18 protein-coding genes are annotated in these 21,041 nt (G+C 63.3%); 12 read left to right on the top strand and 6 right to left on the bottom strand.

Annotation, left to right across the window (positions count from 1 at the left end):
• Positions 1-111 precede the first annotated feature (111 nt).
• Positions 112-2,628, top strand: coding sequence for an NF038122 family metalloprotease (locus ACP2YP_RS27770; protein ID WP_426419440.1), 2,517 nt, complete (start codon positions 112-114; stop codon positions 2,626-2,628).
• Positions 2,629-2,734: 106 nt separating this feature from the next.
• Here the strand turns inward: ACP2YP_RS27770 and ACP2YP_RS27765 are convergent, their stop codons facing one another.
• Entirely contained in the window at positions 2,735-4,489 is a 1,755-nt protein-coding gene (locus ACP2YP_RS27765) for an acyltransferase family protein (RefSeq protein WP_426426284.1), read from the bottom strand.
• A gap of 393 nt (positions 4,490-4,882) precedes the next feature.
• On the opposite strand from ACP2YP_RS27765, the gene ACP2YP_RS27760 reads away from it, so the two are divergent.
• The gene (locus ACP2YP_RS27760; RefSeq protein WP_426419439.1) at positions 4,883-5,635 is read left to right on the top strand and encodes a class I SAM-dependent methyltransferase; all 753 of its coding nucleotides are present in this window, start codon (positions 4,883-4,885) and stop codon (positions 5,633-5,635) included.
• Positions 5,636-5,644: 9 nt separating this feature from the next.
• Here ACP2YP_RS27760 and ACP2YP_RS27755 read toward each other — a convergent pair whose 3' ends face one another.
• From ACP2YP_RS27755 to ACP2YP_RS27745, 3 genes are read right to left on the bottom strand one after another with little or no spacing between them, the layout of a single operon-like run.
• Positions 5,645-6,649, bottom strand: a complete 1,005-nt coding sequence (locus tag ACP2YP_RS27755; RefSeq protein WP_426419438.1) for a glycosyltransferase family 2 protein — start codon at positions 6,647-6,649, stop codon at positions 5,645-5,647.
• 1 nt (position 6,650) lies between these two features.
• Positions 6,651-7,736, bottom strand: coding sequence for an ATP-grasp domain-containing protein (locus ACP2YP_RS27750; RefSeq protein WP_426419437.1), 1,086 nt, complete (start codon positions 7,734-7,736; stop codon positions 6,651-6,653).
• On the bottom strand, positions 7,643-8,539 hold the full coding sequence (locus ACP2YP_RS27745) for an NAD-dependent epimerase/dehydratase family protein (protein ID WP_426419436.1): 897 nt from the start codon (positions 8,537-8,539) through the stop codon (positions 7,643-7,645). The genes ACP2YP_RS27750 and ACP2YP_RS27745 overlap by 94 nt, the downstream gene beginning before the upstream one ends.
• A gap of 433 nt (positions 8,540-8,972) precedes the next feature.
• Here ACP2YP_RS27745 and ACP2YP_RS27740 point away from each other — a divergent pair, with 433 nt between their 5' ends.
• The 3 genes from ACP2YP_RS27740 to ACP2YP_RS27730 all read left to right on the top strand — a co-directional run bounded on the left by ACP2YP_RS27740 (position 8,973) and on the right by ACP2YP_RS27730 (position 11,685).
• Entirely contained in the window at positions 8,973-9,902 is a 930-nt protein-coding gene (locus ACP2YP_RS27740; protein ID WP_426419435.1) for a hypothetical protein, read from the top strand.
• A gap of 231 nt (positions 9,903-10,133) precedes the next feature.
• Positions 10,134-11,054 carry a class I SAM-dependent methyltransferase gene (locus ACP2YP_RS27735; RefSeq protein ID WP_426419434.1) on the top strand — a complete coding sequence of 307 codons (921 nt, stop codon included), beginning with the start codon at positions 10,134-10,136 and terminating at the stop codon, positions 11,052-11,054.
• Between the two features lie 127 nt (positions 11,055-11,181).
• Entirely contained in the window at positions 11,182-11,685 is a 504-nt protein-coding gene (locus tag ACP2YP_RS27730) for a tetratricopeptide repeat protein (RefSeq protein ID WP_426419433.1), read from the top strand.
• 134 nt (positions 11,686-11,819) lie between these two features.
• Here ACP2YP_RS27730 and ACP2YP_RS27725 read toward each other — a convergent pair whose 3' ends face one another.
• Positions 11,820-12,416, bottom strand: coding sequence for a prepilin peptidase (locus ACP2YP_RS27725; protein WP_426419432.1), 597 nt, complete (start codon positions 12,414-12,416; stop codon positions 11,820-11,822).
• 4 nt (positions 12,417-12,420) lie between these two features.
• Positions 12,421-14,817, bottom strand: coding sequence for a type II secretion system secretin GspD (gspD, locus tag ACP2YP_RS27720; RefSeq protein ID WP_426419431.1), 2,397 nt, complete (start codon positions 14,815-14,817; stop codon positions 12,421-12,423).
• A gap of 135 nt (positions 14,818-14,952) precedes the next feature.
• On the opposite strand from gspD, the gene ACP2YP_RS27715 reads away from it, so the two are divergent.
• The 7 genes from ACP2YP_RS27715 (at position 14,953) to ACP2YP_RS27685 (ending at position 21,041) form a co-directional block, all read left to right on the top strand.
• Complete coding sequence (locus ACP2YP_RS27715) at positions 14,953-16,641, top strand: GspE/PulE family protein (RefSeq protein ID WP_426419430.1); 1,689 nt, start codon at positions 14,953-14,955, stop codon at positions 16,639-16,641.
• A gap of 218 nt (positions 16,642-16,859) precedes the next feature.
• Positions 16,860-18,071, top strand: coding sequence for a type II secretion system F family protein (locus ACP2YP_RS27710; RefSeq protein WP_426419429.1), 1,212 nt, complete (start codon positions 16,860-16,862; stop codon positions 18,069-18,071).
• A gap of 9 nt (positions 18,072-18,080) precedes the next feature.
• Positions 18,081-18,551, top strand: a complete 471-nt coding sequence (gene gspG, locus ACP2YP_RS27705) for a type II secretion system major pseudopilin GspG (protein ID WP_426419428.1) — start codon at positions 18,081-18,083, stop codon at positions 18,549-18,551.
• Entirely contained in the window at positions 18,514-19,053 is a 540-nt protein-coding gene (locus tag ACP2YP_RS27700; RefSeq protein ID WP_426419427.1) for a pilus assembly FimT family protein, read from the top strand. The genes gspG and ACP2YP_RS27700 overlap by 38 nt, the downstream gene beginning before the upstream one ends.
• The gene (locus ACP2YP_RS27695; RefSeq protein ID WP_426419426.1) at positions 19,031-19,429 is read left to right on the top strand and encodes a type IV pilus modification PilV family protein; all 399 of its coding nucleotides are present in this window, start codon (positions 19,031-19,033) and stop codon (positions 19,427-19,429) included. The genes ACP2YP_RS27700 and ACP2YP_RS27695 overlap by 23 nt, the downstream gene beginning before the upstream one ends.
• Entirely contained in the window at positions 19,426-20,130 is a 705-nt protein-coding gene (locus ACP2YP_RS27690; RefSeq protein ID WP_426419425.1) for a hypothetical protein, read from the top strand. Before ACP2YP_RS27695 ends, ACP2YP_RS27690 begins: the two co-directional genes overlap by 4 nt.
• The gene (locus tag ACP2YP_RS27685) at positions 20,127-21,041 is read left to right on the top strand and encodes a general secretion pathway protein GspK (RefSeq protein ID WP_426419424.1); all 915 of its coding nucleotides are present in this window, start codon (positions 20,127-20,129) and stop codon (positions 21,039-21,041) included. Before ACP2YP_RS27690 ends, ACP2YP_RS27685 begins: the two co-directional genes overlap by 4 nt.

Genomic DNA, 21,041 nt, shown 5'->3' with positions numbered 1-21,041 from the left:
CATTTTTTCGGGTTCCGAGCTTGATGCTGCCGGTGTCGAGGGTAGCGATTCCTTTCGAGCCGCACCTTCGCGTCCCATCCGATCACCGGAACCCGAAGTCGAGACGACACGATGACACGGAAATCTACCCAGGACGACCTGCTCTCCGACGATCCCTTCTACACTGTCGCCGGCAACAGCATTCAAGGGAGCTACATTCCCGCCAGTTCGGGAGGCTCGAGCAGTGGTTCGACGACCGGCTCGGTCATCTCGGCCGCCTCCGGCGGCATTACGATCAACCTGATCCTCGATGCGGCGGCACAGGCCGCGCCGACCAGCTTCAAGAACGGGTTGCTGCAGGCGGTTTCGATTCTGGCTGCCAACATAACCGACAAGATCACGGTCAACATCAACATCGACTACAGCGGCACGGGTGGCGGCGCCGCGGCCGGCCCTGATAGCGGCGACTATGAGAGCTACGCGTGGACCCGCTCGGAGCTGGTCAACCATGCGAGCACAGGCGGCACCACGTTCAACAGCCTGCCGACCGGAACCTCGATCCAGGGACAGTCGAACGTTGCTGTCTGGAACGCAGAGCTCAAGCTCTGGGGTGTTCTTGGCGCCAACGACACGACGACCGACGATGCCAGCGCGAATTTTTCCACCGACATCAATTCCAACCTACTGGTCGGTGTCGCGCTGCACGAACTGACGCACGCGATGGGGCGCATTCCCTACGGATCGGCGCCCGACATCTTCGACCTGTTCCGATTCACGAGCCCCGGCGTCCGCTTGTTCCAGGGCGGCGCGACCGCGCCCGCGGCGTATTTCTCGTTGGACGGGGGTGTCACCAAGCTCGCCGACTACGGCCGGAGCTCCGATCCGAGCGACTTCCTCAACAGTGGAGTGCAGGGGTCGAACGACCCCTTCAACGAGTACTACACCAGCACCACTCTTCAGGGATTGACCTCGGTCGATCTAAAGCAACTCGATGCGCTCGGGTTTCATCTCGCGGTCAACTCGCCGACGACGATCGAGTCCTTTGGTTCGACCAGCCTCGTGCAGGCCGGCAGCAACTATTTCATGAATCCTGTTGCCGGCGGGGCCGGGCCTGAACTCAAGTACAACGGCTTAGCGGTTGTCGCAGGACAGTTCGGCGGTTACGTGCCGATTGGCGCTGAGCAAACGGCCACCGGGTACGACGTTGCATGGAAGATGACCGGCGTCGATCAATACACGGTCTGGAGCACGGATAGCAGTGGCAACTACATGTCGACGCTTGCGAGCGCGGTTTCGGGCGCCAGCTACGCGCTAGAATCGCTCGAAACGGCATTCCATCAGGATTTGAACGGCGACGGCACGATCGGCGTCGTCACGAGCGTGATCGAGGCGTTCGGCGCGACGGAGCTTGTGCAGGTTGCGAACAATTACTTCTTCAATCCCGTCGCTGGCGGGACCGGGCCGGAGCTGAAGTATCAGGGTGCGCCGGTCGTTGTGGGCGAATTCGCAGACTGTACGCCGATCGGCGCCGAGCAGACTGCGACCGGCTACGAAGTGGCATGGAAAGTCGTAGGCACGGATCAGTACGGTGTCTGGTACACCGACAACAACGGCAATTATCTCTCAAACATCGGTGTGGTATCGGGCAGCAGCAGCGCGCTGAACTCGTTGGAGCCCAGCTTCCATCAGGATTTGAACGGGGATGGTGTCATCGGCGTCCCCAACCCAACGGGGACTGTGATCGAGTCTGCCGGCTCAACCACCCTGACGGAGCTCGGCAACAACTACTATTTGTACACCGGCGGCGCGGGGCTCGTGCTGAAATATCAGGGTGCACCGGTCGCGGACGGTCAGTTCGCTGGTGTAACCCCCATCGGTGCGGAACAGACCTCAACCGGTTACGAGGTGGCGTGGAAGGTCGCGGGCACCGATCAGTATGGTGTGTGGTACACCGACGCCAGCGGCAACTATCTCTCCAATATCGGCTTGGTGTCGGGGACCAGCAGCATGCTGGAATCGCTTGAGCCGAGTTTCCACCAGGACCTCAATCTAGACGGCATCATCGGTCCGCCGCCGGGAACGACGGTGATCGAGATGGCTGGCTCGACGAGCCTGACGCAAGTTGGCAACAACTACTTCATGAATCCTGTTGCGGGAGGCGCCGGGCACTATCTCATGTACAACGGCTCTGCCGTAACTCCGGGGCAGTTCGGCACTGCGACCCCAATTGCTGCGGAGCAGACGGCAACGGGCTACGAAGTCGCGTGGAAGGTTGTTGGCACCACCAATTATGGGGTCTGGTACACCGACAGCAACGGTAACTATCTCTCGAATATCGGGCTGGTCTCCGCGACCAGCAGCACGCTGGAGTCGCTTGAGACCAGCTTCCACCAGGATTTGAACGGCGATGGTACGATCGGCCCTGCAGCGGCCGGCGCTGTGGCAACAAGCCCCGCGGCATCAAGCGATTGGCTCCGCGAATTTTTCGCTGCCCCGAGCGGCACTCTGGCGGATCTCGTGCATGCGGCGCAGACAGGCAGCTCTCAGCTTCAGCATGAGCAAGGCGCGGCGGTCGACGCACACGACACGGCTGGATATCTAGCCCATTTCCTTTCGGCACAGGCGAACGCCAATCTGTTTGATCACTAAGGCGCGATGAGCTCAGGATAAATTTTAAGTATCGTCTTTTCGGAAAACCGCTTCGCGCTTTTCCAGATCACGCTCTGGCTCAAGGCAGGGCCGAGCGCCCGGGCAGTCAATTCAGTTGCAGGATCTGCAGCACCGAGCGCGCGCCTGAGCTTGTAAAATGGCCGTAGTCCCATGCCAGCAGATCGGATTTTGAATCCGGAGTGTGCGTGAGGCATCCCTCGACGTTGCACAGGGCGTCGAATACCGAGATAAATCGCACGCCCTCCTGTTGGGCGATCGCCTTGAGCACCGCGTCGGCGCTCTGGTAGGCTTTCGCTGCCGGTGGCATGCGGTCCGGCAAACTGCGGTTTTTGAACCAGAAGCGGAACGTCGCCGACGGCAGGTCCGGCGCCCAGACGGGTGCGGGGCCAAGTATGATGACGTCATCGACCGTTTGCCTTAATTGGGCAACCGCTCTCCGGATCGCTTCGGCCTGATTGACGTTCATTTGCCAGACGACGCCATAGTTCAGCCACGCCGCGAAAATGATGACGCGACGAGGTTTCAGGCGTTTGATTTCGGCGATGATGTTGGCGTTGCTCTGATCGCATACCGATTGCGGAGCAGTTTGTAGCGATGGCAAGCAACTATTTCGCGTGAATTGCGCTGCCTCGGCGCCGACCGAACCCAACCCACTGTAGAGCCGTGCGGCGTGTGAATCTCCCCAAAACAGGGTCGCTCCGATTCGGCATTCCGGTCCGTATGATTCAAACGGCGTTGTATCGTACACCCAGCAGGCTGGAACGCGTCCGTCCGTTTTGGGATCGTACTCAGCTAACTCCAGGAAGGATCTGATTTCCAGCGGAAGGCGCTCCGGAACTCCTCTATCGAGGAAAACCAAGGCGGATAGACCCGCAAGTCCAACCATTACCATACACGAGGCGACGACCCCCGACCGCTTGAACTTTCCAAAGCGGATCGGCTTCTCCACCCATTGGTACGTCAGCACTGACAGCGTCAGGCTGGCTGCGACAATGACAACGCGTAGTTCGAAGGAGTCCGTTCCGTTGATCGCGGCAAACGATAATAGTGGCCAATGCCAGAGATAGAGCGGATAGCTGATCTTGCCCACCAACTCGGGCAGCTTGCGATCCAAGATGCGCGAGCCGGAGGCGATGACAAGGAGGGCCCCGGCGACCGGCGGCACCGCGGCAGCCCCCGGGAATGATGATGTTTTCTTGAGGAGAAGAGCGCTTGCGGCGATCAGGATGATGCCGAGCGATGACAGAATGGCATTTTTCGCGGGTTTGCGAAGAAACATAAAGAGGATTCCGCCCGCCCCGAGCTCCCAGAGCCGCGAGAATGGCGAATAGAATGCAGCTGCCGGCGAATAGCGGGCTGCGTAGCAGCTATAGGCAAATGATGCCGCGACGACGGCGCAGAGCACCGGGACCAGCAGTCTTTGACGCCTGCTCAGGGTCATCAGCAAGACCGGCCAGAGAAGATAGAACTGCTCCTCGATGCCCAGCGACCAGAGATGCAACAGCGGCTTCGTCTCCGCCGCCGGATCGAAGTAACCGACTTCGCTCCAAAACGTCAGGTTCGGGAAAAACAAAGCCCCTGATAGTGCGTGCAGTCCGAGCGCACGATAGGCCGACGGTGTCAGAACGACCCATCCGGCGGCCAGTGTTGCAGCGATCGTGAGAGCCAGCGCCGGCAGAATTCGGCGAGCGCGGCGAACGTAAAAGTCGCCCAGTGTAAAAGCGCCGGCCTCGATGCGGGAGACGATGTTTCCGGATATCAGGTAGCCACTGATAACGAAAAAAATGTCGACGCCGATGAAGCCTCCTGGCACCATGCCCGGAAATGCATGGAATGACACGACCAAGACAACCGCCAAAGCGCGAAGCCCGTCGATGTGAGCCCGATAATCCGATATTCCGTCTTGCTGCATCGGTCGCCGATATAGCCTAAACGCCTGCACGGCAGCAACCGGATGCTATGTTGTGAACAGGCGAGCACGATCGTTAAAATGACATTTCCACGGATGCCTGGATCGGCTATTCGTAAGACGTTTGCAAAGGCATAGGCTGTAGTGAGAGCAACCGCATTTCATAAGGGGGCCCATTGCGACGCCGCAGACATTCTTCCGGCAACAGATGCCTGTCCGATCTGTCTGTCAGTCGAGCCGCGCGAAGCGGTCTTTCGGATTCAAGCTGCACCTGACATTGTCATGCTCGAATGCCGCAGGTGCCGCGGCTGTTCAGCGTCGCATATGCCGAAGGACGATGTGCTCGCCAAGTATTACGCAGAGTACTATGCCGACACCGAGCTAAAGACCACGACGTCGAATGCCGCCTATTTTGCTCGCCACCTGATGGCGCCAATGACCGGCCTGAAGGCGGCGGGGGCGTTGCGCATTCTCGATTACGGCGGTGGTGACGGAAGCGTTGCCTATGCGATAGCGCGTAGGCACCTCGACAAGTCCGGGGATTGCGACATCCAAATCGACGTAGTGGATTTCGAGGCGCCGCGCGCATCCGAAGAGGGCCGTATCACCCTCCGGGGCTGCAAGGATCTCGGCGAGGTCGGAGGCGACTATGACCTCATCCTGGCCAGCGCTGTGCTGGAACACGTTCCGCAGGTGAACGCCGTCATTCGCAGATTGGCGGCCTTGGCGCGCCCGGGGACGTATTTCTACGCCAGGACCCCGTTCATGATCCCGCTGGCACGCCTGATCGGGACATTCGATTTGACCTACCCGGCCCATGTTCACGACATGGGAAGCTCGTTCTGGAATCGGTTCGTCCAAACCTTCGAGTTGCAGGCCGAGACGATCGTTTCTCGCCCGTCACTGATCGAGACGACGCTTCTTGAAGCGCCGGCGCGAACCATCGCCGCTTTCGCGATGAAGCTGCCCTCTCATCTTGAACTCGCGCTGAGACGCCCCCGGCCAACGGACCCTATCTGGACGCTGGTGGGCGGATGGGAGGTTGTCCTCCGCTTTACCGGGGAGCGGCAAGGTTGATCTCGCGTGTCACCGCTGCTGGAGCAGTCTGGCATTCTCGCTCAGACTGCGCGACAGCGTCAGGTTGCGCATGTCCCTTACGAAATAAAGCGGACGCCGCTTGGCCTCGTCGAGACACTTCCCGACGTAAATCCCGACCACGCCGGTCATAAAGATCTGGACGCCGCCGACGGCGACGACGGCCACGATCAGACTGGTGTATCCCGGTACCTTGATGATGTCGTACAGGCGCGCGATGGTGATGACCAATCCCGCGAGCATCGCCAGCGACGAAATTGCGAAGCCGAAAAGCATCACCAATCTCAGCGGGGTCTGCGAATGCGCGAGAACCATTGTGCCGCCAAGTTTGATCAGCTTTCTCAGCGTATAGGAGGATTTTCCATACGAGCGCTCATGGTGGGGAACTTCGACCTCCGCGACTTCGAATCCCATGATGCTGAAGCTTGCTGGCAGGCACCGCATCTGCTCCCGCATGTCACGGAAGCCGGCGGCAATCTGGCTCGAGAAGATGCGAAAATTGCCGATGGTCCAGTCCATGTCGAAGCCGGCCAGCAGGCTGAACGTCGCGTAGAATAGCCGCGAGCCGATCCGCTTCATGACGCCATGACCTTCCTTGCGTCGGGTCGCGACCGCCATGTCAAATCCTTCGAGCACCTTCGCATAGAGGCGCGGAATGTCCTCGGGGGCGTCCTGAAGGTCGCAGTCCATGACGACATACCATCGCGCGTCCGCATGATCGATGCCGGCGGTGAGGGCGTAGTGCTGTCCGAAATTACGGCTGAGCTGAATGCCTTTGATCCGAGGATTGCCGGCGCACAATTCGGCGATGATGGGCCAGACATTGTCGGGCGCGCGGTCGTCCACGAGAACGATCGAGAAAAGAGGCGTGATCGACTGGAGTGCTGCAACGAGCCGCCTGCAGAGTTCACGCAGGACCTCGGCGCCCATATAGACGGGTACGATGACCGCGATCTCGTCGCGGATCTCCTGGCGATTGATGTCGATGTCGTTCACCTCAAACCGAATCCTTCCAATAGGGACTGGTACCCTCAATCGTCGCCCGCTTCACCACAAGTTCGGTCGACGTCCGATATACGGTTGCATCATATATGGTCGCGCGATCCATTGGCACCCCCTGCGCGAGGTGCCGCACGATCCGCAGTGGATCATTGAAGCCGATGGCCACGCGCATCGCCGTCGAGCCCGACAGCCTGGCGTTGATCTCGAATATCTGGGGGCCGAGCTCCGGGTGAAGGCGAAGCTGGGCGTTCACCGCGCCTGCCCCCTTGATCGCGGTGCCGAAGTCTTCGATGAATCGAAGGATCTCCGCCGACCTGACGGCTGTTGCACGGATCGTTCGTCCGTTCTCCAGCGTGCGTTCCATGGCAATGGCGTCGCGCAAGATGCCGTTCCAGTCGTAGAGAAATCCGATCGTTATCTCGGGTCCCTCGACGTAGCGCTGCAGGCAGTAGTCGGGACGGCGCTCGGCCGTAAAAGCATCCAGGTCGCGGCGGTCGCTGAGAACGACGATACCCTTGCTGCCTTGTCCGCGCCGCGGCTTGGCGATCAGCGGGAATCCGAGCTCTTGGGGGACGGCCGCATCGCAGGTCGGCGGCGCGTTCAGCCCACGGGCTGCGACAAAGGCTGCGGTGGCCAGCTTGTCGTCCGCAGCTTCGATCAAGTCGGCCGGCGCAAGTGCTACTTTCGCTCCAGCAGTCTCGAAGCGTTTTCGTTCGCGTGACAGCAGGATGATTTCGGAGTCGATGCCCGGCAGCAGAACGTCGATGCTGTTGGCGTGCAGTTGCGATACGAGGGAATCCAGATAGTGAGGAGAGGCGACCAGGGGCAGCTTCGCGAACGCATCGACCATATGCCGGGCCGGACAATCATCTGCGGCGTCGATGCCGAGGATCCAGATATCGTCCCGCTGGTTTTGTGCGGCCCGCAGGCCGTTGATCGCGCCGAGCCCGACATCGCCGCTGATGCCCGTTATTGCCACCCTGATCGTCACGTGAGGAGATCTGTTAAGTGGTCGGGAAGCGAGCGAAATCGTGGGTGATGGCGCTTGGCAAGCCGGTTCTCGAAGACTGGAACCGGACAATGCACCTGCACCGTTTCGTCGACGGTCGGGCTCGAACTGCTCAGCGCGTTTCGAATCAGCTCGGCGAGTTCGAACAACCCGTAGGTATCGTCGGAGAAGGCATTGAGCACCGACTCCGGGTTGCCAGATTTGTTGTCCGCCATGGCGATCGCGAGAGACGCGACATCCATGACATGGACGAAGTTCTGACGATAGGCGCGCGGCCCTCGAAGCACCATCGGCTGGTTGTGTTGCGCGCGTTCGACCAGCGTCGGCAATAGCGTCGTGGCGACCATCCCCGAACCGTAGATCGAGGACGCGCGCAGGTGACAGAGCGAGACGTCCGGTCGTCGCCTTGCTACGTCGTCCAGAACGATCTCCACATGCCGCTTACTGCGTGCATAGGAATCCGCGGCTCCGTCACCCTCGTCGATGACCTCGGCTGCTTCCGAGATGCGCCAATTCGTCGAGGTCGGGCGTCGATAGACAGCGATGCTGGAGACATGAATCACCCGCCGCAGCGATTTTGCCTTCAGCAGGACTTCGGCGAGAGTTGTTGCTGCTTCAACGTTGTCGCGTGCAAATGCATCCGACCGCGACGGTATGGCTGCCGCGCAGTGGATCACGGTGCCGATGGTGTTCCAGGGCAACTGATGTAAGGCGGCTGGATCGTTCAACTCGGCCGGGAAGTCGATGCCGGGTCCTGGGCGGCGCGAATGTGTTCTTATCTCCAGACCGGCGTTTCGCGCCAGGCTCGCGACGTGAGATCCGACGAACCCGGCCGCGCCGGTCACGAGAATAAGGGGAGGCTCGTTCACTGACATGGAACATGACCACTAACATGCTGCGTCACTTCCGCATAGTGGGTTCCGCCGGGTCGGATGACGTGGCGGAGAAGTCGGTTGGGGGTAGGCAATTGTACGGCCTATTCGTAACACAGCCCAGAGCAAGGCGGGAAAATGCTTGCCATCTTGTCGAACCTTTTGCGGGGTTGCACAACTTAACCAATGGAGGTCTTTGGTTGCGGGGCCCGGGGAGAGTCGTCGGCACATTTCGGCCAACGCATTCAATGTGCGGTCCCTCCGACAGTAAGAATCGTCCATAGAATACAACGAGGAGGGAATTATCACCGCGACCGGACCGCGGATGACGTCTGCATTTCTCACGGGCGGACTCGATACCTGCCCGGCGATACAATTATCAAGTCACGCAAAAATCTCAGTAATGAAGAACTTTGCTCGCCAAAGGAGACAGAACATGCGTCACATTGCATTGCGTGCTTTAGTCATCGGCTTGTTCATTCCATTGCTAGCCTCAGCACCGGCCCACGCCCAAGCGACTCGAACCTGGGTCTCTGGCGTCGGCGACGACGCCAATCCCTGTAGCCGTACCGCCCCCTGTAAGACTTTCGCGGGTGCGATTTCCAGAACCGCTGCCGCCGGCGAAATCAACTGTCTGGATCCCGGCGGGTTCGGGGCAGTTACCGTTATCAAGTCGATGACGATTGCATGTCAAATGGGAACGGCCGGTGTCCTCGTATCGGGTACCAACGGCATTATCTTTTCGGGGGGAGCGAATGACTATCTTTACCTGAAGGGACTGGATATCGAGGGCCTCGGCACCGGGCTCAGCGGCATTTTGTTCAACTCCGGCGCGCTTCTCCACGTTGAGGATTGCATAATTCGCGATTTCCTCACTGCGGGGATCACGATTCAACCGGCTGCGTCAGCGAAGTTTGTGGTGACCCGAACGACGCTCTTCAACAATGGCAACGGCTCGACCGGAACCGGCCTCATGGTCAAACCGAGTGCCGGCGGCACCTCCGGAGCTATCGATCACGTGATTGCCGACCGTAACACCACGGGTATTCAGGCTGATGGAAGTGGCGGCGGCGTTGTCAATATTAGCGTCAGTGACTCCGTGATCTCCGGCAACGCGTTGGTTGGAGCGAATGCGACCACTTCATCCACTGCGGCGGGAATGATGCTTCGGCGCGTGGCTGTCACGGGCAACGGCACTGGCCTCCAGAACGCCAGCGCGTCTTCATTCATGCGTGTAGGTGACTCCCTGATCACCGCGAATGGAACGGGCGTCAATGGAACCGTGAGCTCATATGGCACCAACCAACTTGACCAGAATGGTGCCGACGGCACCTTGACGGCAATCCCGGCCCCGGCCTTGAAGTAGCGACCAAGCTGCGTTTGCGAATTCAAGCTTGAAGTTTGGGCCGCAGATTTTCATGGCGCTCCGACTTTGCGGCCGTCGGAGCGCCAGTCTCATATCCTGGATTTGCATTACGCCGATCGGATTTGGCCGTGGCATCGCGATGGACTGATCGGGTTCTAGCTAACCCTGCGGACGATGCTATAGTAACCGGATGATCCTTCGATATCTCCCTGGGAATGAGCGCGTCAGTCCATGCACGGCATGAGCAGCAGCCTGCCATCGCGGCGTTGCCTGGTTTGCAACGCGGTCGAACGGATTGATGAGGGGAGGGTATGGCCAACGGGGTGGCAGTGTCCCGCTTGCGGCCATGTCGTTCCACAAGCAGCCGGCATTCCACTATTTGCACCGGAACTTGCCGATAGCGTCAACGGCTTCGATCCCAAGGACTTCGCATATCTGGCCGAGCATGAGCCCGGCCATTTCTGGTTTGTCGCGCGCAATCTTTTGCTAGTTGGTTTGGCCGACAAGTTCTTTCCTCAAGCTCGCCGCTTTCTGGAGATCGGCTGCGGCACTGGCTTCGCGCTCAGTGCCTTTGCCCGGTCCCGTCGTTGGGAACGTCTGGTGGGCTCCGAATTGCACCCGGCGGGGCTCGCTTACGCCAGGCAAAGGTTGCCCTCGGAGGTGGAGTTCGTTCAGATGGACGCCCGGGACATTCCGGCCGTCGCTGCCTTCGACCTGACCGGTGCATTCGATGTGATTGAGCATATCGCCGACGATGAGGCGGTGCTGCGCGCATTGCGCGCCGCGACCCAAACTGGCGGGGGAACGATCATTGCGGTGCCGCAGCATCCGTGGCTGTGGAGCCGGGCCGACGAAATTGCGCATCATGAGCGCCGGTACCGGCGCGGCGAACTGGAGGCGAAGCTGCAGCGCGCTGGCTTCGATGTCTTGTTCTCGTCATCGTTCACATCGCTGTTGCTGCCCCTGATGGCGGCCAGCCGTCTGGCGCCTCGGAGTTCGTCGGCGGACGACGAGGACGCTTATGAATTCGGGCTGGGTTCTTTGGCCAATGGTGCGCTGCTGGCAGTCCTTCGCGCAGAAGTCCGTCTAACGCTGGCTGGTGTCAGATGGCCGGCAGGAGGCAGCCGCGTGGTGGTCGCGCGTGCAGTCTAACGGAGACGCTCCGTCCGTTTCGCCGCGTCGGTAGACCTCTCTCGCCTGCGCATGCTAAGGGTGGGCCGGGATGAAGGACACAGAGAGAAGAGATCCTCAACGTCACTGCGTCGTTGCTCGAAGGCCCATGTTGGGTCCGCGAAGGATTTCGTTCGCCGTTGTTGTTGTGGCAGCGTTGCTCCTGCCGGCGATTCCCGCCCACGCGCAATCCCTCGGCCAGGGCGTCGCGGCCCTCAAGCGGCAGGATTATGTGACGGCCTCGCGGGTCTTCATTCCGCTCGCCGAGCGCGGCAACGTGGCGGCGCAGTCCTATCTCGGCTTCCTGTTCGAGACCGGCCGCGGCGTGCCGCAGAACTACACGGAAGCTGCGATGTGGTACCGGCGGGCGGCGGAGCAGGGCGACAGCCGCGCGCAATATTCGCTGGGGCTGCTCTACGACCGCGGCCAGGGCGTGCCGCAGGATATCGTCGAAGCCTCCAAATGGCTGAACCTGTCGACCGCTGCGTCGCCGCCGCGGGTGCGGGAGTCCAGGGCCCGGATCCGCGACGCCGTCACCACCAAGATGACGCGCGGGGAGATTGCCCAGGCCCGCCTGCGGGCGCTGGAATGGGCGCCGAGCCGCGAGCACTGACCCGGGGGCCTGGGGTTCCACGACCCCTCGGACCAAAAAAGTCGAAAACAACCCCATGCACAGTAGACGATCGCAGTCGGCGGGATGCCTCACGCCTGCGCCGCGATGAGGATTCACCCTGATCGCGTCGGGTCTTAGCCGGGCCAGCCGCCGAGCCAGTTCAGATACCAGGTCTCGCCAAGCCATCCGATCCAGATCGACGGCGCCAGGAACAGGCCGAACGGCAGGAAGGCGGTCCCGCGCAGCGATTTCCTTTGAACTGCAGCATTGGCAACATAGGCGCCGATCGCGAGCAGCGCCGCGAGCTCGATCACCGCGGCCACCGTCGCAAGATCGAGCCATGCCCCGCTGACCGCGGCGAGCTTGACATCACCAAGCCCGAGCCCGTCGCGGCCGCGCCAGTACCGGTAGGCCAGCATCAGCAGCAGCAGCGGAAGCGCCACGGCCACGGCGCGCGCGACCGGCCAGAGCAGCGCCTCGGCACCGACGTCGGGTACAAAGGCGGCGGCGCGGAGCAGCGCGAGCGCGAAGGCGGCCCCGGTCAGCTCGTTCGGGATCAGATAGTGGCGGGCATCGTTTGCAGCGATGGCGAGCATGAGAGCGGCCAGGAACGCACCATAGAGGCCTTCCGCGGCGGAGGCCGTGACGAGGCTTGCGAACACGGCGACGAGCAGTGCGAGGCTGAGGACGAGCGGGGCGCGTATCCCGTCATGCGCATCTTCCCCGGTCACGCCGTCAGCGCGCGGCCTTGGGTGGGCTGACGGTGACCACGGGATTGCTGGTCCCGACCAAGCGGCTGTTCATCTTGCTGCGCATCTCCTCGGCGATGACACGCGCATCGACGCCGTCCTTGATGACGGTTGGGCGGATGAACAGGATCAGCTCGGTCCGTGCGCGTGCGGTGGTCTGGTGCGAGAAGGCGTCGCCCATGCCGGGAATGGAATCCAGGATCGGCAGGCCCTGGCGCTGCTTGTTCTCGCTTTCGCTGATCAGGCCGGCGAGCAGCACGGTCTGGCCGCTGGTCACCGCGATCGAGCTCTTGACCCGGCGCTGCGAGATGGTCGGCGTCAGCGAGTTGCCGCTGCCGGCGGCCACGCTCGAGATCTCCTGCTCGATGTCGAGCACGACATTGCCGTTGGCATTGGCGCGCGGCAGCACGCGCAGGATGATGCCGGTGTTCTTGTAGTCGATGGTGTTGACCACGGTGTTGTTGGCGGTCAGCACGGTCGCGGTGCCGGTCGAAAACGGCACCTGGTCGCCGACCTGCAACGTCGCCGGCTGGTTGTCGAGCACCACCAGCGACGGGTTCGACAACACCTTGACGTCGGTGACGCCGTGCAGCGCGTCGAGAATGACACGCGGGGAGTTCTCCGAGCCGATCAGGAAGTTGAAGCCCGGCAAGACACGTCCGAGCAGCGCGCCGGACGCGGCGTTGACGGCGTTGGATGCCGCTTCGACGGCGCCGCTGCCAACTGTCGCGGCATTGCTGACGCCGGGGATGGTGTTGGAGATCGAGCCCTTCTGGCTCGCCAGGAAGAACTGCACGCCGTAATTCAGCTGGTCGTTCAGCGTCACCTCGGCGATCGTCGCTTCGATCGCGATCTGGCGCTGCGGCCGGTCGATCTGGCGGATGGTCTGCTCGACGACGCGCTGCGCGTCCTGGTTGGCATAGACGAGAACGGCGTTGTTGGTGACGTCGGCGGTGATCCGCACGTTCTGGAGGATGCCGTTGATACCGGACTTCGAGCCGGCGCCGTTGGCTCCTCCGAAGCTGTTGTCCTGCGCCGGCGTCGCGGATGCCGCCGGAGCGGGAGCGGGACGGGCGCCGAGCGCTGAGCCCGCCGGTCCGGTCACCGGCGTCGCAGCACCTGAAGCGGCGGTCGGCAGCGCGCTCAGCGAGGCGACCGGATTGCCTGATAACCCGGAGGACGACGTCGCGATGCCCGCACCGGGAGCGACCTGGCTCGACGCGCTGTCGAGCGTTGAGTTGCTCGCCGCGCTCTGGTTGAACAGCATCTCGTTCAGCATCGCCACGACCAGCTTGGAATTGCCATAGCGCAATGGATAGGATTTCAGGTTCACGCCGTCGGTATCGGAACGATCGAGCCGCGCAATCCAGGTCTGCGCGCGCTTCAGATATTCCGGCTTCTGGCTCACCACGAGGATCGAGTTGAGCCGCGCGATCGGCTGCAGCTTGATGACGCTCTGGCCCATGCCGCCTTCGCCGGAATCCATGATCTTCTCGATCTCGGCGATGACAGGCTCGGGCGAGGAATTGCGCACCGGGAAGATGCCGACCGATTGTCCACGCATCCAGTCGGCGTCGAATGACAGAATTGTGTCGACCGCGGTCGCCCGGTCGGTTCCGCTGCCGCTGACGATCAGGGTGTTGCGGGAATTGTCGGGGCGCATGGTCGAGGCTTTCACGCCGAAAGCATCGAGCAGCTTGAAGATGTTTTGCGCCGACGTGTAGCGCAACGGCACGACGGTGATGCCCTGGCCGGCTTCGGTGCTTGCCGAGCGGTCGATGCCGCCGGGCCCGGCTTCCGGCGCCGGCAGCAGGCGGTAACCGGTGCGGTCGCGCACCAGCGCCACGCCGGACATGCGCAGCGCATTCTCCAGCACGTAGATCGCGTCCGCCTTCGGAACCGGACGCACCGAGGCGAGCGTCACGGTTCCCTGCACGCGGGGATCGATCGTATAGCCGACATTGAGGACGTCACCGAGGATGACCTTGGCCACGGTCGCGACTGGTGCATTCTCGAAATTGAGGTCATACCCGCTGCCGCCGTGGTCGTCGCGCTCGGCCAGCGTGCCGCCCTGCGGTGCACCATCGCTCAGATAGATCGCAGGTTTCGACGATCTCGGCTGGCCAACCCCGGTTGCCCCGGCATCCGCAGGTTGCCGCGGCTGGAGGTCGAGGCCGCGGATCTTGTCGACGATATTCTGGGCGCGCGGGTCCTTCGGGTCCGCCTCGACCGACTGGTCCGCAGTGACGATGCAGGCTGCAAGCAGGAAGGAGGACGACAGCAGGACGAGCACTCCGGCCAACGCTGAGCGTCGGCGCAAAAGCGGCTGGACCACTTCAAACAAGATACGCCTGCCAACGCTGGAAGTGACTGGAAACGGCATCCGATCCCCCTTGGTTCGGACGCGCAATAATTTGCGCCACGATTATGTTTTTGCTAATGAATAAGTCAAGGGTAAAGGACTTCCGTCGGCCGCGGGGGCTGTTGCTTTCAGGTAACAAGGCAAGCTGTGAGAGCGATGCGAGACCTTTCCGCAGAGAGCTTCCGGCAACATCTCATCGAGAAATATTCGCTGCCGCCACGGGCCCGCGCTCGCGCCGAGAGCTCGACCAATCCGGCGCTGACGCGCCCCTTGCTCGAATTGTGGGAAGCGACCGATCTGTCGGCGGCCGAGTTCGCCGACGAGGTGTCCAACTATTTCGGCCTGGCGCGGCTCGGCCTGCCGCAATTGCTCACGACGACACCGTGCCTCGACGGATTTTCCCGCCGCTTCCTGCGTGAGTCCACCATCTTTCCGTTCCGTGCGCCGAACGGCGGTTTTCGGCTGGCGATCGCCGACCCCTCGGACACCGCGGCGGTGCGCGCCGCCGAGATCGTGTTCGGCGAGACGGTCGAGGTCGTCGTCGCATCGTTCGAGGACATCACCACGGTGCTCGATCAGCGCGCCGAGGCGGGCGAGGCGAGGGCGGACGACGACGTTCGCAGCATCGGGCAGCAGTCCGACGACGACATCGAGAGCCTGCGCGATCTCGCCAGCGGTGCGCCGGTCGTGCGCGCGCTCAACGATCTCTTGGAGCGCGCGGTGGATTTGCGCGCCAGCGACATTCATGTCGAGCCGTTCCGCTCCGGGCTTACGGTGCGCATGCGCGTCGACGGCCTGTTGCGCGCGCTGCCGTCGCCGCTAGGCATTCCGCCGCAGGCGCTGATCTCGCGCATCAAGATTCTCGCGAGCCTCAACATCGCCGAGCGCCGCCTGCCGCAGGACGGCGCGGCGCGCGTCCGCGTCGGCCGCAACGAGCTCGACGTCCGCGTCGCGACCATGCCGACGCAACATGGCGAGAGCGCCGTGATCCGTCTGCTGCCGCGCGACCGCGGTCTGCTCGAGATGAGCAAGCTCGGCCTGCGGACTCGCGACGAGAGCGCGATGACGCGCCTGCTCGCGATGCCGCATGGCATGATCGTGATCACCGGACCGACAGGCAGCGGCAAGACCACCACGCTTGCGACCATGCTGTCGATCCTCAACGAGCCGACGCGCAAGATCCTCACCATCGAGGACCCCGTCGAGTACGAGATCCCCGGCATCAACCAGTCCCAGGTCAAGCCGTCGATCGGCCTGACCTTCGCCTCCGCCATGCGCGCCTTCGTGCGTCAGGATCCCGACGTGATCATGGTCGGCGAGGTCCGTGACGCCGAGACCGCGCATATCGCGATCCACGCTGCGCTCACCGGCCACCTCGTGCTGACGACGCTGCACACCGAGACCGCGGCTGCGGCCGTGCCGCGCCTGATCGATCTCGGCATCGAGGGTTTCCTGCTCAAGTCGACGCTGCGCGCGGTGGTGGCGCAGCGGCTGGTCCGCATGCTGTGCGACCGTTGCAAGGTGCCGCACGCACTGACCGAGGCCGATCTCGCCAAGGACCCGCGCTTTGCCGTGATCGGCTTCAAGTGCGGCGAGGTCGTGCACGAAGCCGGCGGCTGCGAACGCTGCGGCGGCACCGGCTATCGCGGCCGCAACGGCGTGTTCGAGATCCTCGAAATGTCCGACGAGGTCCGTGCGCTGATCGGGCCGCAGACCGACTCCCACTCCATCGACGCTGCTGCGATGCGGGGCGGCATGACGACAATGCTCGAGGATGCGGTCGCCAAATGCCGGGCCGGGTTGACGACCGTGCCCGAGGTCTTCCGCGTCACGACGGTGCGTTAGGGCATGATGAGATCAGGTTCATATGTCGCAACGAGGGAGGTGCGCCCCCTCCCCCGCGCGCGGGGGAGGGTTGGGGAGAGGGTGTCTCTGCAATCGAGAACCCCCAAGAGGAGAGAACCCTCACCCGACGCTTCGCGTCGACCTCTCCCGCAAGCGGGAGAGGTGCACCGAGCGCGCGGACAATCCATTAGACCCAAATTCATCCGGCTTTAAAAACCATGCCGAACTATCGCTATCGCGCGCTCAATGCCAACGGCGAACTGGTCTCCGGGGCCGTCGCCGCGCCGGCGCCGGGCGACGTGGCGCAGCGGATCGAGCGGCTCGGCCTGGTGCTGGTCGACAACGTCACGCAGGAACAGGGCGGCGTAGCGCGTGGCGCGCTCAGCCTCTTCAACAGGCCGAAGGCCGAGGACGTCACCATCTTCACCCGCGACCTTGCGCTGCTGCTGCGCGCCGGCGCCCGCATCAATGACGGGCTGGAGCTGCTCGCTGCCGATCCGGATTTCGGACGGCTGAGGTCCGTCGTCGCCGACATCCGCGCGCGCGTCGTCTCCGGCGAGAGCTTTGGCGAGGCGCTGGCGCGGCATGAGGGACTGTTTCCGCCGATGTACGTCGCGCTGGTGCGGGTCGGCGAGGCGTCGGGATCGCTGGACCAGGTGCTGGAGGTGCTGGCCGGCGAACGCGCGCGCGGCGAGGCGCTGAAGCGGCGCCTGACGGATGCGATCCGCTATCCTGTCTTCGTGCTCGGCGCAGCCGGATGTGTGCTGCTGTTCTTCCTGACATTCGTGCTGCCGCAATTCGCCAGCGTCTTGCAGGATTTCGGCGCCAAGGTCGATCCGATCGTCGGCGTATTCCTGGACATCTCGACGTTCCTGCGCGGCAATTCCGAGGCGGTGTTGGCCGGGCTTGCGACCACTGTCGCAGCGACTTGGCTCGTGCTGCGGCAGGAGCGTGTCCGCCGCGGACTAGCCAATGCGATCGTGCGGCTGCCGGCGATCCGCAACGTGATGGGCGCCTACCGCACAGCGCTGTTCTGCCGCAATCTCGGCCTGCTGCTCGGCAGCGGTGTCAACCTTACGACCACGCTGCGCATCCTCGTCGACATGATGGCGACGACCGGATCGTCCGCGGTTTGGAGCGATGCCGCCGACCGTGTCCGCCATGGCTCAAAACTCTCCGATGCGCTCGCCGAGACCGAGGCGTTGCCGCCGATGGCGGTGCGCATGTTGAGATTGGGCGACGAGACCGGGCAATTGCCGATGCTGTCCGGCCGGGTCGCGGAATTCTACGAGGCCAAGCTGCAACGCACGCTCGACCGCGCGGTCGGTATTGCCGGACCTGCGGCCATCATCGCGATCTCACTCGTCGTCGGCGGCCTGATCACATCGGTGATGACGGCGCTGATGTCGGTGAGCCAGATTGTCGGTTAGACGGATGTAATGGAGGGGTATGAAGTGACCAGATATCCATCGTCAAGGCGACGCCTGCGGCGCGCCCCCTGCGGAGAGGCCGGCTTCACCCTGGTCGAAATGCTCGTCGTCATCACCATCATCGGCATGATCATGGCGTTGGTCGGCCCGCGGGTGTTGAACTATCTCAGCGAGTCCAAGGCCAAGGCGGCGAAGATCCAGATCGAGAGCTTCTCCAGTGCGCTCGATCTCTACTATCTCGATCTCGGCCGCTATCCGACCTCGAATGAAGGCCTGATTGGGTTGACGCGCAGCAACAATCAGGCCGGCTGGAACGGGCCCTACTTGCGCGGTGGGGTGGTGCCCAACGATCCCTGGGGCCACGTCTATGTCTATCGTTCACCGGGCGCGAGCGCGCCCTACGAGATCATCTCGCTCGGATCAGACGGTCAGGAAGGTGGCAGTGGAACGGCAGCCGACATTGTCAGCGGCGCGCGGTAAGCCCGTTCGTGACGCACAGGCGTTCGGTGCGCAAGGCTTCGATGCACAAGGCTTCGATGCACGAGGCTTCGCGCTGATCGAGATCCTGTGCGTGCTCGCGATCATCGGCCTGCTCGCGGCGATCATCCTGCCGGCGATCCCGCGGTCAACGACGCGGGCGAAGCTCGAGAGCTACGCAGTCGAGACCGCGGCGCTGCTGAAATCCGATCGCAACAGCGCGCTGCGCCGCCAGGTCAGGGTCGCAACCCAGGTCGACGCGGAGGCGCGCGCGATCCGCTCCGGCGTCACCGGACAGACCATCCGCCTGCCGCGCGACGTGATCGTGCAGGCGACGCTGGCCGCGCGCTGCGCCGATCTCGCCACGGGGCGGTCGATCGATTTCTTTCCGTCGGGCATGTCGTGCGGCGGGACGATCGCGCTGGCGCGGCCGGGTATGGGTTACGAGGTGCGCGTCAACTGGCTGACCGGAGGCGTCGAGATTGTCCCGCAGAAGCTGCTCTGACGGCGCCGCCGGCTTCACGCTGATCGAGGCGCTGGTCGCGCTTGCGATCATCGCCGTCGTGCTTGGAACCATCGGCTCGGTCATCGCCGTCACGACGAAGGGCACGCGCTCGATCGACCAGCGCCTGGCGCTGGCCGGCACCGCCGAGACCTTGCTTGCGGACCTCCCGGCGCGTGGATTGCTGAAGCCCGGCCGGCAAACCGGACAGCTCGCCGGCAGCCGTTGGCGCGTCGATATTGCGCCGATGAATGTTGCCGGCGGCAATCCCGATACCGATCGCTTCGTGCCGCTGGCAGTCAATCTGCGGCTCCAGCGCGCCGACGGTAGCACGATCCAGGTCACGACGGTGAAGCTGGTGCCGAGGCCAACGCAATGAAGCACCTGCACCGCGCGTGCGCGTCCGAGGCGGGCTTCACCCTGCTCGAAGTACTGCTGGCGACGCTGCTGATGACCGTGATCCTGGCCGCGCTCGCGACTGTGACGGCACAGTGGCTGCCGAACTGGAATCGCGGCATTGCGCGGGTGCAGCGTGCGGAGCGCCTCGCCACCGGGCTCGACCGAATCGTCGCCGATCTCTCCGTCGCCGAGCAGATGACCGTGAACGGCGACGCCAGGACGCCGGTTTTCGACGGCGCCGAATTGTCGGTGACCTTCCTGCGCACCGCGCTCGGCCCGAGCGCGCGCCCGGGCCTGGAATTCATCCGCCTGATCGAGAAGGCCGACGCGCAGGGGCTGGCACTGGTGCGCGAACGCGCGCCGTTCCAGCCGATGCCGACCGACGGGCAGATCCGTTTCGTCGACCAGGTCGTGCTGATCCGTGCGCCGTTTCGCGTCAGCTTCTCCTATGCCGGGCCCGACAGGCAGTGGCAACCGACCTGGCACGGTCAATCGCAACTGCCGGAGCGCATCCGCATTTCGGTGCGGGACGGCGCCACCGGTCAGGTGTTGGCGGTTTCGGCCGCCGTGCTGCCGCACATCAACGCGCCGGCCGAATGCGCACGGGCCAAGAATCCGACTACCTGCGTGACGGCTGGCACAAGGCCGCAACAGGCGCAGAAAGAGGAGCAACAGCTGTGAGCGGCGCGGCGCATAGCCGGGGAGTGCTTCGCGACGACCGCGGCTTCATCGTGATCGTGGTGCTCTGGATGCTGGCTGCGCTGGCTACGCTCGCCCTGATCTATCTGACCTATGTCACCAACACCGCGGTCACGGTCGCCATCAACACCGACCGCCTGCAGGCCGATGCCTTGGTGAACGCTGGCCTCGAGCTCGCGGCCTATCGGCTGACCGCGCAAGGCGAGGCGACGCGCCCGACCAGCGGCACCTTCAACGCTCGCGTCGGGGCGGGCCGGGTGGCCGTGACGTTCCGCTCGGAGGCCGCGCGCATCGATCTCAACGTGGCGCCGAAAGCCGTCCTTACCGGCCTGATGATCGGGCTCGGCGTCTCCGCGTCCGATGCGGCAGTTTACGCCGAACGGATCCTGGCGTGGCGGTCGTCGACGGAGCCCGGCCAGGACAATCCGGAGGATTCCTACTATCGCACGCTCGGCGCGCCCTATCTGCCGCGCCACGCGCCGTTTCCGCACAGCGACGAGCTGTGGCTGGTGCGCGGCATCCCGCCGGCGGTGATCGAGCGCGTGCTGCCCTTCGTCACCGTGTTCAGCAACATGCGCACCGTGAACGTGCTGGATGCCGCGCCGCAGGTGGTGGCGGCGTTGCCGAATATGACGCCGGAGACCCTGCAACGCCTGCTGCGCGACCGTGCCGATCCCAACGTGGACCCGCGGTCCCTGATTGGGCTCGCCGGCACCGCCAGCGCGACGATCGAGGGTTCGAAGGCCTACCGCGTGACGGTTGCCGCCGAGGCGCCGTCGCACCGGCGGAGCTCGGCCGAGATCGTCATCCTGCTTCTCGAAAGCGGCGATGAGCCTTATCGTGTATTGTCGTGGCACAACGCCTTCGACGGCTCTGCCGGAAAGCCTCTGTGA

The organism is Bradyrhizobium genosp. A, assembly GCF_049949275.1.
Lineage (GTDB): Bacteria > Pseudomonadota > Alphaproteobacteria > Rhizobiales > Xanthobacteraceae > Bradyrhizobium.
The sequence above is the reverse complement of the archived record's forward strand: the minus strand, read 5'-3'. Positions and strand labels throughout refer to the sequence as shown.

Excerpts from the sequence above, each read along its gene's own strand:
- ACP2YP_RS27745 (WP_426419436.1), bottom strand. The coding sequence starts at position 8,539 with ATGTCAGTGAACGAGCCTCCCCTTATTCTCGTGACCGGCGCGGCCGGG.
- ACP2YP_RS27735 (WP_426419434.1), top strand. The coding sequence starts at position 10,134 with ATGCACGGCATGAGCAGCAGCCTGCCATCGCGGCGTTGCCTGGTTTGC.
- ACP2YP_RS27770 (WP_426419440.1), top strand. The coding sequence starts at position 112 with ATGACACGGAAATCTACCCAGGACGACCTGCTCTCCGACGATCCCTTC.
- gspD (WP_426419431.1), bottom strand. The coding sequence starts at position 14,817 with ATGCCGTTTCCAGTCACTTCCAGCGTTGGCAGGCGTATCTTGTTTGAA.
- ACP2YP_RS27690 (WP_426419425.1), top strand. The coding sequence starts at position 19,426 with ATGAAGCACCTGCACCGCGCGTGCGCGTCCGAGGCGGGCTTCACCCTG.
- ACP2YP_RS27715 (WP_426419430.1), top strand. The coding sequence starts at position 14,953 with ATGCGAGACCTTTCCGCAGAGAGCTTCCGGCAACATCTCATCGAGAAA.
- ACP2YP_RS27730 (WP_426419433.1), top strand. The coding sequence starts at position 11,182 with ATGTTGGGTCCGCGAAGGATTTCGTTCGCCGTTGTTGTTGTGGCAGCG.
- ACP2YP_RS27710 (WP_426419429.1), top strand. The coding sequence starts at position 16,860 with ATGCCGAACTATCGCTATCGCGCGCTCAATGCCAACGGCGAACTGGTC.
- gspG (WP_426419428.1), top strand. The coding sequence starts at position 18,081 with ATGGAGGGGTATGAAGTGACCAGATATCCATCGTCAAGGCGACGCCTG.
- ACP2YP_RS27740 (WP_426419435.1), top strand. The coding sequence starts at position 8,973 with ATGCGTCACATTGCATTGCGTGCTTTAGTCATCGGCTTGTTCATTCCA.
- ACP2YP_RS27760 (WP_426419439.1), top strand. The coding sequence starts at position 4,883 with ATGCCGAAGGACGATGTGCTCGCCAAGTATTACGCAGAGTACTATGCC.